10 protein-coding genes are annotated in these 12,677 nt (G+C 72.6%); 2 read left to right on the plus strand and 8 right to left on the minus strand.

What is annotated here, in order from left to right; translation table 11 throughout:
- Position 1 precedes the first annotated feature (1 nt).
- Entirely contained in the window at positions 2-1,153 is a 1,152-nt protein-coding gene (locus ACQEU6_RS17495) for a globin domain-containing protein (RefSeq protein WP_499333182.1), read from the minus strand.
- 3 nt (positions 1,154-1,156) lie between these two features.
- Positions 1,157-1,564 carry a globin domain-containing protein gene (locus ACQEU6_RS17500; protein WP_499333184.1) on the minus strand — a complete coding sequence of 136 codons (408 nt, stop codon included), beginning with the start codon at positions 1,562-1,564 and terminating at the stop codon, positions 1,157-1,159.
- Positions 1,565-2,445: 881 nt separating this feature from the next.
- Between ACQEU6_RS17500 and ACQEU6_RS17505 the strand changes: the two genes are divergently transcribed.
- Positions 2,446-2,967, plus strand: a complete 522-nt coding sequence (locus ACQEU6_RS17505) for a hypothetical protein (protein WP_499333186.1) — start codon at positions 2,446-2,448, stop codon at positions 2,965-2,967.
- Between the two features lie 18 nt (positions 2,968-2,985).
- On the opposite strand, the gene ACQEU6_RS17510 is transcribed toward ACQEU6_RS17505, so the two are convergent.
- From ACQEU6_RS17510 to ACQEU6_RS17520, 3 genes are all read right to left on the minus strand, one after another.
- The gene (locus ACQEU6_RS17510) at positions 2,986-3,888 is read right to left on the minus strand and encodes a glycoside hydrolase family 16 protein (protein ID WP_499333188.1); all 903 of its coding nucleotides are present in this window, start codon (positions 3,886-3,888) and stop codon (positions 2,986-2,988) included.
- A 189-nt stretch (positions 3,889-4,077) separates the two neighbouring features.
- On the minus strand, positions 4,078-4,749 hold the full coding sequence (locus ACQEU6_RS17515; protein ID WP_499333190.1) for a response regulator transcription factor: 672 nt from the start codon (positions 4,747-4,749) through the stop codon (positions 4,078-4,080).
- A complete protein-coding gene (locus ACQEU6_RS17520) occupies positions 4,749-5,969 on the minus strand; it encodes a sensor histidine kinase (RefSeq protein ID WP_499333192.1) in 1,221 nt (406 codons plus the stop codon). The genes ACQEU6_RS17515 and ACQEU6_RS17520 overlap by 1 nt, the downstream gene beginning before the upstream one ends.
- 177 nt (positions 5,970-6,146) lie before the next feature.
- Between ACQEU6_RS17520 and ACQEU6_RS17525 the strand changes: the two genes are divergently transcribed.
- Positions 6,147-7,307, plus strand: coding sequence for a hypothetical protein (locus ACQEU6_RS17525; RefSeq protein WP_499333193.1), 1,161 nt, complete (start codon positions 6,147-6,149; stop codon positions 7,305-7,307).
- 12 nt (positions 7,308-7,319) lie between these two features.
- Here ACQEU6_RS17525 and smc read toward each other — a convergent pair whose 3' ends face one another.
- The 3 genes from smc to ACQEU6_RS17540 form a co-directional block, all read right to left on the minus strand.
- On the minus strand, positions 7,320-10,982 hold the full coding sequence (gene smc / locus ACQEU6_RS17530) for a chromosome segregation protein SMC (protein WP_499333195.1): 3,663 nt from the start codon (positions 10,980-10,982) through the stop codon (positions 7,320-7,322).
- 997 nt (positions 10,983-11,979) lie between these two features.
- Positions 11,980-12,177: a hypothetical protein gene (locus ACQEU6_RS17535; RefSeq protein ID WP_141577590.1), complete on the minus strand. Its 198-nt coding sequence runs from the start codon at positions 12,175-12,177 to the stop codon at positions 11,980-11,982.
- 178 nt (positions 12,178-12,355) lie between these two features.
- Entirely contained in the window at positions 12,356-12,661 is a 306-nt protein-coding gene (locus ACQEU6_RS17540; protein WP_499333197.1) for an acylphosphatase, read from the minus strand.
- Positions 12,662-12,677 lie beyond the last annotated feature (16 nt).

The following is a 12,677-nucleotide window of genomic DNA, read 5'->3' on the forward strand; positions in this document are numbered from 1 at the left end:
CTCACCTCTGTGCGTCGGCGAAGGTTTCGAGGCGGATGCGGTCACGGGGGACGCCGAGCCGCGTCAGCTGCTCGACGGTGTGCCCGACCATGACGGACGGCCCGCACACGTAGGCGTCGTGACCGTCCCATGGGCCGCGCCTGGCGACCACGTCGGACAGGTTGCCGTGCTCGATGCCGTCGTCCCCGGACTGGAGCAGCGAGGAGAACCCGTGCCCGCCCTGTTCGTCCGACACGGCCGAGACGAGTGTGAGCCAGGGGAGCCCGTCCGCCAGCTTGGTCAGGTCCTCCAGGTCGTAGAGGCCGTCGCGGCTGCGGGCGCCGAAGAACAGGTGCACGCGCGGCGGAACGGCGCGACCGGAGATCTGCTCCAGGATCGCCTTGAGCGGGGCCAGGCCCGTGCTGCCCGCGACGAGCAGGACGTCCCGCGGGGAGCTCTCGTCCAACGTGAGCGTGCCGATGGGGGCGCCCATGCGGACGCGGTCGCCGGGCTGGGTGCCGCGCACCAGCACGGGGCTCACCGGCCCGCCGTCCACCAGCCGGACGTGGAAGTCGACGGTGTGGTCGGGACGCGGCGCGTTCGCCATCGAGTAGTACCGCCAGTGCCGCAACCGGGACGGCACTTCGAGCGCGACGGACTGGCCCGGCGCGTACGGCAGGGGCCGGTCGGGCTGGATCCGCATCACGCTGATGTCGAATCTGCGGCGCTCGACGGCGACGACCTGGCCGTTCCACCAGGCGGGGGTGCTGAGGGCGTTCTCGTTGGCGGCCTCCAGCATGACCTTGGCCACGAGGCCGTAGGCGGCCGTCCAGTCGCTCTCGATGTCGTCGTTCCAGGCGGCTCCGGAGAAGTGCCGCAGGGTGGCCAGGAGGCTGGCGCCGACGTGCGGGTAGTGCTCGGCCACGATGCCGAACCTGCGGTGGTCACGGCCGAGCTGCTGCAGGAACGGGACGAGGTTGGACAGGTCGTCCACCTGGGACACGATGTGCCCGAGGGCGCGCAGCAGCTTGTCGCGCTGGCCGCTCATCCCGACGGGGAACATGTCGCGCAGGTGGGGGTTGCGCACGAAGAGGTCGGAGTAGAAGAACAGCGCGACCCCGTCGCCCTTCTCGGCGACCTGCGCGAAGCTGGCCTTCAGTCGCTGGGCGTCCACGGATCAGGCGACGGGCTCGGCCGCGGCCTCCGTCATCACCTTCGCGACGACGCCGTAGGCGGCGGTCCAGTCGCCTTCGAGGTCGGCGTTCCACTCCGGGCCGCTGAAGTGGGCGAGGGTGGCGAGCAGGCTGGCGCCGACGGGCGCGTAGTGCTCGGCGACGACGCCGAAGCCGTGGTGGCGGCGTCCGAGGTCGGTGAGGAAGGGGACGAGCGCGTCCGGGTCGTCCACGGTCGAGACGATCTGGGACAGCGCCGCGATCAGCACCTCGTGCTGCTTGGCCATCGACGCGGGGAACATCCGCCTGAGCTGCGGGTCCCGCGCGAAAAGGTCGGCGTAGAAATACTCCGCGACGTCCAGGCCGTTCGTGGCGACCAGGGCGAAATTGTCTTTGAGTTTCTGCGGATCCACGGATGACACCTCTCCGGCGGTTCTCCGTACCAGGCGGGGGGAGCCTGGTGAAGGAGCCAGAGAACCGCAGGTGCATATGGGTAGTGGATAGCCCCAGGTCACACAAGTCCGCCAGCGTCGCCAGGTCATCACGGTCGGTGCACGCCGATCCTTCCGATTACGCGTCACCGGCGGGGATGTGAAGTCTCCGATCGGTTATGGGCCCGGGGAAGACGGCGGTGACCGGACCCGCCGCCGCGCCCGAAATGTGAGCGCTGGGCGATGTCACGTTCCAGAGAAATGTGACCCGCATCACGGTGCCCGCGAAAGGGCCCGCCTTCGGCCGGACGGGGGCGCCGGGCCGCCGCACGCCCCTGTCAGCGCGGCAACCAGGCGCCCCGGTCCACCGGCGGGCGCCTCGCGGCCGCCCCGGCCGGCCACGACGGATGCCCAGCCCCGGCCGACCACGCCGAGAACGGCGATGCCCCGGGCCCTCCGAGCACCTTCGAAACGGTGAGCCACCAGGTCCGTACGCCGAGTGAGAGGACGTCCGGCCCGGTACGCGACGGCGGGCCGCCCTTAACGCGGACGGCGTCCCGCAGAAGTTCCTTTCCCGGTTCTTCTCATGAGATAATCCCGCCTTACCGCTCCGTCCCCCCGTTCGGTTCGGACCGAGTGGCGCGGCGACGCATTTCTCCTCCATGCGTCCAGGGCACTCCTATAGGAAAAGGAAGTCGCTGGGGCGGGAGTGGCCCGGACGGGCGCCCACCCTCGCTGACCTGCCGATCTTGTGGCCGCTGGCCATTCCCCGGTCAAGGCGTTAATCTTCGGCTGCCGCCTGATCTACCGGAAAGGCGGCGCTCGGACAATGGGCCGACATCCCGCCCCGAGGAAGGCACGCCATGGCTCTTCGGTTCACCTCCCGCGCCGTCGGCGCGCTCGCCGTCACGGCGCTCGCGACAACATTTCTCGCGTCGGGGTGCAGTGGCGACGACAAGGACGGCGGCAACAAGGTGTTCCGACCTCCGCCCTCGTCGCCATCGACCACCGCGCAGGAGGACACCGACCCCGGCGCCCGGGAGGGGATCGAGGGCGCGAAGGCCGCGCTCCAGGCATTCCTGCGCGGCCAGGCCGCCGGGGACCAGGGGGTGTGCCGCTATGTCGCGGAGGACGGCGACTTCCTCCGGGGCCCGGCGCTCCGCGGCGACTGCGCCGCCGGTGTGCGCAACACGCCGCACCTCGTCCGGCCGCAGGAGCGGCAGGCCCTCCGGACCGTGTCCGTGAAGGGCGGCCGGCTGGCGGGCGAGGAGGCGGTCATCCCGTTCTCCGCCCTGCACTGGGGGAGCGGGACCATGACCGAGCGCACACTCCAGGGCGAGTTCACCCTGCACCACAACGGGGAGATCTGGCAGATCGTGAAGTGACACCGGACGCCCCGCCGGTCAGGGCCGGTACATGGCGATCCAGTCGACCGAGAGGGTCACGTCGGCCTTCCGGCTGACCCCCTTGGTCGTCAGGCTGGTCATCTGCGGGAACCAGTCGAGCTGGATGGCCTGCCCCATCTTCCCGGGCGGCAGGGCCTCCCGCTTCGAGGTGTGGAACCACTTGCGCCCGTCCACGTAGCCCGTGATGCCCCTGGAGTTCCACTCCACCGCGAAGGCGTGCCACTGCGTCAGGTCGATCTTCAGGTGGGAGTCCAGGCGCTGGGACTCCTTCTCGGGTCCGTAGTGCAGGAAGAAGTTGGTCCCGTTGCGCAGGCCCTTGTCGCCGTAGGTCTCCATCCAGTCGATCTCCCCGCCGCCGTTCTGCGGGTCGGTGCCGCCACCGCCGCCGACCGGCCACAGCAGCAGGTTGGCGTTGTAGCAGGCGCAGCCGCGGCTCACCTTGACGCGGGCCTCCCAGCGTCCGCGGTTCTGGGCGCCCTTCATCCAGGCGACGCCCCCGGTGTCGCCGTTGCGCTTGCCGGTGATGCGCAGGACGCCGTTCCGTACGGTCACCGCGTTGGCGACGCGGCGGCCGCGGCCGCCGTTGCCCGGACCCGTGTAGACCTCCCAGGCGCGGCGGTCGAAGGTCCGGAAGCCGTCGGAGGCGATCGGACGCCCCCACCGGTACCGCCGCGCGGCGGTCGTGGAGGCCCGCTTCTTCGGGCGCTCGGAGTCCCAGGTGTCCTCGTGGGCCCGCGGACCCGGCTTCCCGTGCGCGGTGGCGGGCGTCCCGTAGGCGATGGCGGGCGCGGACCTCTCCAGGGAACCGACGGCGCGGGCGGGCGTCCGGCCCGGGGGCGCCTGCGCGGAGGCGGCGAGCGCGAACGAGCAGCCGGCGGCCAGCACTCCGCCGCTGATCATGGCCATTCTGGTACGGGTCGGCAAAAGCACGGCATTCCTCCGGGCAACGAATCAGGCGAAGGCCCGGCGGGAATTGCACCGTCCTTCTCGTACTCCGTTCACCGGAACGCTATCGACGGCCCGCGGGCGCCCCTAGGGCCCTAGGGCCCTAGGCACGGGGGGTGCGGGCCCCAATCGCGGAGGCCCTGCTCAGCCGCCGGGAGGCATCCCGAGCCAGGTCACGATGGCCGTGGCCCGGTTCGGCGCGCCGAGTTTTGCATATATGCGATTGATGTAGTTCTTGACGGTTTTCTCGGTGAGAAATAGCTTGGCCGCGATGTCGTGATTCGCATGACCGCGCACGATCAGATCCATGACCTGGACCTCGCGGGCGGAAAGTCCGAAACGCTCGCGCTGCTCGGCCGGATCGGCCGCGGGCGCCGCTGGACGGCCCGTCCGCGCGGCGTCGATGAGCGCGGCGCTGGCCGCGTGCGAGAGGGGGTGGGCCCGGTGCCGGACGGTGTCCCGGATCGCCTCGGCGAGCTCGTCCACCGTGAAGGTGTTGTGCACGAGGTAGCCGACGGCGCCGTTGCGGACGGCCGACAGGATCACCTCGGGCTCCTCCACCTGGGTGAGCATGATCACGCGGCTGGTCCGGCTCAGCGCGGCGGCGGCGCTCACCCCGTCGGCGCGCGGCATCCGGACGTCGAGCAGGACCACGTCGGGCACGAGCCGCCAGGCCATCTCCTCGGCCTCGCGCCCGTCGCCGGCCTCGCCCACCACCTCGATGTCGTCGGTGGCCTCCAGCGCGGAGGTGAGGCCGGCGCGGATGAAGGCGTTGTCGTCCACGACCATGACGCGGTACCGGACGGGCCCGTCCATCACCGGCTCCCCAGCGCGGCCTGTGCGGGCTCGGGCTCCGGGCCCGCCGCCGGCATCGACGCGGTGATCTCGGTGCCGCCGCCCGGAACCGAGCGCACGGCCAGCCGGCCGCCCGCCCTCCTCGCCCGCTCGTGCATGCCCACGAGGCCGTAATGTCCCCCGCGGGTGAGCGTTTCCAGCCAGCCGGGGTCGTCCGGCCGTCCGGGCATTCCCCTGCCGTCGTCGCGCACGCGCACCTCCAGGTCGCCGTCGATGATCGCCGTGACGATGTCGACGCGGGACGCCTCCGCGTGCCGCCCCACGTTCTCCAGCGCCTCCCGCACGATCGTGACCATCTCGCGCCGCGCCGGCGCCGGCAGGTCGGCGCCGGCCTCGGCGTCCACCCGCACCGGGACGCCGGTGCGGCCCTCCCACTCCCCCGCCAGCTCCCGCACGGCGTCGCCCAGCGGGACGCCGGCGGAGTCGTCGCGCAGCTCGGCGATGAGCGAGCGCGCCTCGCGGGTGGCGACCTGGGCCGCGGTGGCGATGCGCCGCGCCTCCCGCTCGGCGCGGTCGGGGGACTTGCGGACCCAGCCGGGCAGGCCGTTCGCCGACAGGGCGATGCCGGACAGCGTCGCCGTCAGCGAGTCGTGCATCTCGCGGGCCAGCCGGGTGCGCTCCTCGGCGGCCATCGCCTGCGCCTCCATCCGCCAGCGCGTCTCCTCGGCGGCGGCGTGCTCGTCGAACAGGCGGCGCAGCACCGTCCCGACGAGCGCCGCGACCCCGTAGAAGACGGGCAGCATGACGAGCAGCGGCATCGTGATGCCTCCGCCGCCGTCGTCGGAGGGCGCGTTGCGGTAGAGCGCCGCGTAGTACAGCACGGCCTGCTGCGCGCACAGCAGCGCGGTGACCGGCCACCGGTACAGCAGCCCGGCCAGACCGGCGGTCACCACCGTCACGAGGAAGTAGGGGCCGAAGATCCCGCCCACCTGCAGCACCGCGTAGCCGATGAGCACGTCGAAGGCCAGCAGCGCGGGCTGCTCGAACAGCCGCAGCACGACCTTCTCCCAGCCCGCCAGCACCACGCCGGAGACCACGGCCGCGAGGACCAGCACGCCGAGCGCCCAGGGGTCGTCGCGCACCTGCCCGTCCACCACCACGGTCACCCCGATGACGAGCACGCGCAGCTGCATCAGCAGGACGAACGTGGTCCCGACCCTGGTCTCGACAGAACGCTGCAAGCCAGACGGAACCGATGCACCGGAGCGCGGCATCGCGGAAGCCCTCCAGTTGACGAGCGCCGAGTCATGACGCCATTGATCTTGTCGAAGACCGCATAGCGAACATTAGTCATTCCGGACGAGGAGATCGCTACGATGCCCACGAGAACAGGCGTTCCCGTTCGCGGGAGGACACCGGTGCAGGCGCCGAGAGCGGTTCCGCATCCGGAGGAGGCGCGTGACCCGGCCGACCTGCTCGACCTGATGCGCCGCCTGCAGCAATGGTCCGGCCTGCCCCTTTCCGAGCTTGAGGAGCGGATGAACGCCGACGGTGTGGTCGCCCCCTCGGGGCTCGACGCGCTCCTCAGCGGGCGGGCGCTGCCGAGCCGAGGGCTGGTGACTTCCTTTTTGGCCACATGCGGCCTCGTCCCGGACGAGCGCACGCGGTGGCTGCGGGTCTACGACCGGCTGTGCGGCCCCGCCGCCGTGGAGGGCGACCGGCGCGTGGCGGGACGGCCGGCGCTGAACCTCGGCCCGGCGGCGCCTCCCCTCGCCGCTCCCCCCGTCCTGACCCCCGTCCAGGCTCCCGACCCCGCCCTGGCCTCCGCGCCGGCGTCCGGGAGCGGCTCCTCCGGAACCGGCTCCTCCGGCAGCGGTTCCTCCGGGCGGCACGCGGCGTCGCCGCCGGGCCCGCGGCACCGCAAGAAGTCCCCACGCGGGAACGCCGACCGCCGCCCGGTGTCGCTGCTCGTGGCGGCGCCCGCGATCATCACGCTCGGCGTGGTGGTCACGACGCTGGCGGGGGTGTTCGGCAGCGGAGACGAAGGCAAGCCCCACCGGCAGCAGGCCTCGCCGGGCGCGTCCACCAAGTCGGCGCCGCCATCCGCCGGGTGGTACACGATCATGCCCATCACCGACGAGCGGACCGGCGACTGCCTGTCGGTCCTCCCGGACGAAGAGCTCGATCCGCAGCTGGCGCAGGACAAGTGCGTGGCGGAGGACAGGCTCCAGCGGATGCGGCTCGCCTCCGTCCCCGGCGGCTCCGGGACATTCCAGCTGAAGGCGTGGACGCCGAAGGGCAAGCTGTGGTGCACGACGCTCGACAAGAAGACCGAGCGGGCCACGCTGCACATGAAGGAGTGCGGGGACGACGATCCGCTGCAGCGGTTCGGGCTGGCGCCGGCGGGCAAGCCGGTGAAGGGCGGGCAGCTGTTCGACCTCGTGCCGGAGGCGACCCGCGACCATGACATGTGCATCGGCGTCGACATCCGGATCACCGGGGGGCTGGAGACGATCCTCGCCTCGTGCGGCAACACCGGAGTGCGCGGCTTCCTCTTCACCCCCGCCTCCGAGCCGTGACCGCGCGGCGGGTCAGTCGAGGTCGCGCAGGCGCTGGCTGACGACCTGGGTGACGCCGTCGCCGCGCATGCTGACGCCGTAGAGGGCGTCGGCGCCCTCCATCGTGCGCTTCTGGTGCGTGATGACGATCAGCTGGGACGACTCGCGCAGCTCCTCGAAGACCGTGATGAGCCGCTGGGTGTTGGTGTCGTCCAGCGCCGCCTCGACCTCGTCCAGCACGTAGAACGGGGACGGGCGCGCCTTGAACACCGCGACGAGGAACGCGATCGCCACCAGGGACCGCTCGCCGCCCGACAGCAGCGACAGCCGCTTGACCTTCTTGCCGGGCGGGCGGGCCGAGACCTCGACGCCCGTGGCGAGCATGTCGCCCGGCTCGGTCAGCGACAGGCTGCCCTCGCCGCCGGGGAACAGCCGGGCGAAGATCCGCTCGAACTCGCGGGCGGTGTCGTCGTAGGCGGCGGCGAACACCTGCTGGACGCGGTCGTCGACCTCCTTGACGAGGCCGAGCAGTTCGCGCTGGGTCTTCTTCAGGTCCTCCAGCTGGGAGGTGAGGAACGCGTGCCGCTCCTCCAGGGCGGCGAACTCCTCCAGCGCCAGCGGGTTGACCTTGCCGAGCTGGTTGAGCTGCCGCTCGGCGGTCTTGGCGCGCTTCTCCTGGACGGCCCGCTCGTACGGGAGGGGCGGCGCGTCCTCGCCCTTCCCCGGGTCGGCCGGGACGGGCTGGTCGGGCCCGTACTCCGACACCAGCGCCTCGACCTCCAGGCCGAACTCCTCCAGGGCCCGCTGCTCGAACTGCTCCAGCCGCAGCCGCTGCTCGGCGCGGGCGACCTCGTTGCCGTGCACCACGTTGACGAGGCGTTCGAGGGTCGAGGACAGCTCGCGCACCTGCCCGCGGACGACCTTCAGCTCCGCCTCGCGCGCGGCCTTGGCCTGCTCGGCGGCCTCGCGGCGGCGCACCGCGGCGGCGAGGGAGTGCTCGATGCGCCCCAGTGCCGCACGGGCGCCCCGCAGGACGGCCTTGGCGACCCGGGCCTGCTCCTCCCGGCGGGCGCGGCGCTGCGCGGCGTGGGCGCGCTCCTCGCGCTCGCGGCGGGCGCCGCGTTCGAGGGCGTCGGCGCGCCCGGCGATGGCCTGGACGCGCTCCTCGGCGGTGCGGACCGCGAGCCGCGCCTCCATCTCCGCGGTGCGCAGCTCCTGGCAGCGGGCGTTCAGCTCGTCGCGCGACTCGGTGTCGTGCCCGGCCTCGTCGGCGACCTCGGCGGCCTCCTCGGCCTCCGCGAGCCGCACCGCCAGCTCCTCGGCCGCCTCGGTGTCGCGTTCGAGGGACTCCCCGGCCGCGTCGAGGGCCTTGGTCAGCCGCTCGGCCTCGCCCCGCGCGGCCCGGACGTCGGCCTCCAGGCGGGCGGCGCGCTTGGCCTCCTGCGCCGCCTGCGCGTCGTACTCCCGCAGCCGCGCGCGGACGCGGTCGAGCCCGGCCTGCGCGCGGTCGACCCCCGACCGTGCGTCGCCGGCCGCGGCTTCGGCCGCCTCGACGGCGGCCTGGGCGGCGTGCTCGCGCTCCACCGCCCCGGTGAGCCCGTCGGCGGCGGCGGCAGCGGCGGTCTCCGCCGCGGCGAGGTCCTCGGTGGCCTGGTCGAGCGTCGCGCGCATCTGCAGGAGGCCCTGCCCCCCGCCTTCTCCGCCGCCCTGCGCCCAGTGCGCCCCGACGAGCTCCCCGGCCCGCGTGACGGCCCGCAGCGACGGCTCCCCGCGCACGAGCACGGCCGCGGCGGGAACGTCCTCGACGACGACCACGTCCAGCAGCAGATGCTCGAAAGCGGGACGCACCGAATCCGGGACGGTGACCGCGTCGACCGCGTAGTCGGCCCCGGCGACGCGCTCGGCCCGCGCCGGCGGCCCACCCCCGACGACCAGCCCCGCGCGCCCGGCGTCGCGGGAGCGCAGCAGCGCGAGCGCCGCCTCGGCGGTCTCCAGTGACCCGACCGCGACGGCCTCGGCGGCGCCGCCGAGCGCGGCGGCGACGGCGGTCTCGTACCCGGGCCGGACGTTCAGCAGCGAGGCGACCGTGCCCAGCACCCCGCCGAGCGAACCGTCCGAGGCCGCCGACAGCAGCGCCTCCCCGCCGTCGGCGGCGCTGGCGAGCGTCAGGTCCAGGGCCTCGATCCGCGCCTGGAGGGCCGCGATCCGCTTCTGCGCCGTCTGGTCGGCGCCGCGGGCCGCCCCCACCGCCGACCGGGCCTCCTTCAGCGCGCGGCGCGGGCCGTCCACGGCGGCGCGGGCGGTCTCGGCGGCGTCCTTGGCCGCTGCGAGCGCCTCCTGCGCGGCCTCGTGCTCGGCGGCGAGCGCGGGATCCTCGACGACCTCCGCCTCGAACGCCTCGAACTCGGCCTGCGCGGACCCGGCGCGCTGCTCGGCCTCCTCCCGCGCCTCCGCGAGCCGCCCGATCTCCGACCGCCCGGCCTGCGCCTTGCTGCGCAGCGCCTCGACCCGGCCGCGCAGCCGCGCCAGCTGCTCGCGGCGGTCGGCGGCGGCGCGGGCGGCGGACTGCAGGCGGCGCTCCTCGGCCGCAAGGGCCTCCTCCGCGGCCGACCGCTCCTCCACGGCGCCGGACAGCCCCTCCCGGGCCTCGTCCAGCGCCTCGCGGAGCATCTCCTCCTGCTCGCGGATCTCGGCGGCCTCGCGCTCCATGTCCTCGGGATCGCGGCCCCGCCGCTCCTCATCGCGCGCCTCCGCGGCGTTGCGGTGCCGCTCGGCCGCGAGATCGGCGACGCCGCGGAGCCGCTCCCTCAGCGCCGACAACTGGAACCAGGTGTCCTGGACCTGCGCGAGCTTCGGCGCCTGCTCCGCCTCCTCGGCCTCCAGGACGCCCTCGCGCACCTGCGCCCCGCCGAGCGCCCGCTCCGTCTCGGTGCGCCGCTCCCGGATCGCGGCCTCGTCGGCGGCCTCCTGCTCCAGCCTCGTCCGCAGCGTGACCAGGTCGTCGGCGAGCAGCCGCAGCCGGGCGTCCCGCAGGTCCGCCTGGATCACCGCGGCCCGGCGCGCGATCTCGGCCTGCCGCCCGAGGGGCTTCAACTGCCGCCGCAGCTCACCGGTCAGGTCCTGCACGCGCGTGAGGTTGCCCTGCATCGCGTCCAGCTTGCGGAGGGCCTTCTCCTTGCGCTTGCGGTGCTTGAGGACGCCGGCCGCCTCCTCGATCACCGCGCGCCGCCCCTCCGGCCCCGAGTGCAGGACGCGGTCGAGCTGCCCCTGCCCGATGATCACGTGCATCTCGCGGCCGATGCCGGAGTCCGACAGCAGCTCCTGGATGTCCAGCAGCCGGCACGCGTCCCCGTTGATCGCGTACTCGCTCGACCCCGACCGGAACATCAGCCGGCTGATGGTCACCTCGGAGTAGTCGATCGGCAGCGCGCCGTCGGAGTTGTCGATCGTCAGCACGACCTCGGCGCGCCCCAGCGGCGCCCGGTTGGCCGTCCCGGCGAAGATGACGTCCTCCATCTTCCCGCCGCGCAGCGACTTGGCGCCCTGCTCCCCCATCACCCACGCCAGCGCGTCCACGACATTGGACTTCCCGGACCCGTTGGGCCCGACCACAGCGGTGATCCCCGGCTCGAACTTCAGCGTGGTGGAGGACGCGAAGGACTTGAAGCCGCGCAGCGTCAGATTCTTCAGATACACGCGCCAGCCGCCCCCCTCCTACGACACCCACACCCAGAACATCCGAAGCACGATACTGGTTTTCTTGCTTTTTTCTCCTCCTTCGGGCGCTGGGCGCCCTCCATCGTCGATAAAAGCGGGCGATCGCTGGCATCGCTCCGACTCGCCCAAGGGCTCGCTGCGCGATCAGGTTCTCGCTCCGCTCGAACCTGCCTTCGGACGCGATCGCAGTGTTTATTGCAGTGCTCTCCTCCTTCGGGCCCCGAGGGCCCTCCATCGTCGGGCACCGCGGGCGATCGCTGGCATCGCTCCGACTCGCCCAAGGGCTCGCTGCGCGATCAGGTTCTCGCTCCGCTCGAACCTGCCTTCGGACGCGATCGCAACCATGGAGGTCGTTGCGTGGTTGCGGCGGTGGCTGAGGTCGTCGCGGTTGTGGGTTGCGGGGGGCTCGCCTTGCGGGCGGTCTCGCCTCGTTCGGGCCTGGTTCTGGACGCGATTGCCGTTGAGGAGGTCCGTGCTGGGTGCGACGCGGCGTAGTTGTGGGTCGCCTAAAAGCACACACAGCTCCGCTCGTGCGCGTAGGGCGGCGGTGTTTGAGTGCGGGTACAGGTACGCGCAAGTTGGGCGAGCGGCGACGCATCGCTCGCGGAGGGCGATCCCCCATCAATGCCTACGATGCGGAGAATTCGACGACTGCTCGGGAGCCTGACGAGAAGGGCGGCCACCTCGCGACGGCCTCGACGGCTGAGCAGCGCTCAGGGCAAGGGGAACCCGCAGCGGGAAGCACAGAGAGCCGCCGTGCCGAGCAGACCACAACCGACTATCGCGACCGCCTCAGCCGACGCAGCAACCGCGCGACGGCCTGGGGGCCGCGATCGCGTCCGAAGGCAGATTCGAGCGAAGCAAGAATCTGATCGCGCAGCGAGCCGCCAGGCGAGCCGAAGCGATGCCAGCGGTCGCACGCTTTTATCGACGATGGAGGGCCGCTAGGCCCGAAAGAGGAGAAAAAAGCAATAAATCAAGTGAGCGCGGGTTCGCGCTCCTTTACCGGAAGCGACATCACTTCGTCGTCCGTCGCCGTCGCAAGCGCGTCGTTTTCCGCCTGGAGCCGTACGAGCTCGGCCTCCAGGTCACGTACGCGCTGCTGCAGGCGCCGCATCTCCGCGACCATCCGGGGGTCGGGACCGCCGACGTGGCCGAGTAGAGCCTTCGCCATGACTAAGGGTCCTCCACGCTGAGTAACCAGCAGGGATCGCGCACAGGAAACCGCTCAAGTCGGTGCGCGTACCGTCTAGAGTCGCACCGGTCGCTGTCCTGGTCAAGACGCACATCACAGGCCGGTAACAACCTTCCTCTACTAGTTTAGCAGGTACAAACCGGTACTCCCTACCCGGTCAGCGTTCCCGGAACCCGGAGGCCTCCCCGCGCGGCGCGCCCCAGCGGTCGACGACGCCGGTCACAGCGCCGGGACGTCCGGGAACGCCGCCGGGGACGTCGCCGTCCAGCAGCTCCAGAAGCCGGCGGCAGACGCCGCGCGGGCCCTCGGCCACGACCTCGACGCGGCCGTCGGCCAGGTTGGTGGCGCTGCCGGCGAGACCCAGTTCCAGCGCCCGGGACCTGACCCACCAGCGGAACCCGACGCCCTGGACGCGTCCCCGCACCCAGGCCGTGAGCCGCACGATCTCGTCGTCCTCGTTCATCGCTCCCTCTCGGTGC

Origin of the sequence: Spirillospora sp. CA-108201, from assembly GCF_050936235.1 — a bacterium.
GTDB lineage: Bacteria > Actinomycetota > Actinomycetes > Streptosporangiales > Streptosporangiaceae > Spirillospora.

Excerpts from the sequence above, each read along its gene's own strand:
- ACQEU6_RS17535 (WP_141577590.1), bottom strand. The coding sequence starts at position 12,177 with ATGGCGAAGGCTCTACTCGGCCACGTCGGCGGTCCCGACCCCCGGATG.
- ACQEU6_RS17510 (WP_499333188.1), bottom strand. The coding sequence starts at position 3,888 with ATGATCAGCGGCGGAGTGCTGGCCGCCGGCTGCTCGTTCGCGCTCGCC.
- ACQEU6_RS17540 (WP_499333197.1), bottom strand. The coding sequence starts at position 12,661 with ATGAACGAGGACGACGAGATCGTGCGGCTCACGGCCTGGGTGCGGGGA.
- ACQEU6_RS17515 (WP_499333190.1), bottom strand. The coding sequence starts at position 4,749 with ATGGACGGGCCCGTCCGGTACCGCGTCATGGTCGTGGACGACAACGCC.
- ACQEU6_RS17505 (WP_499333186.1), top strand. The coding sequence starts at position 2,446 with ATGGCTCTTCGGTTCACCTCCCGCGCCGTCGGCGCGCTCGCCGTCACG.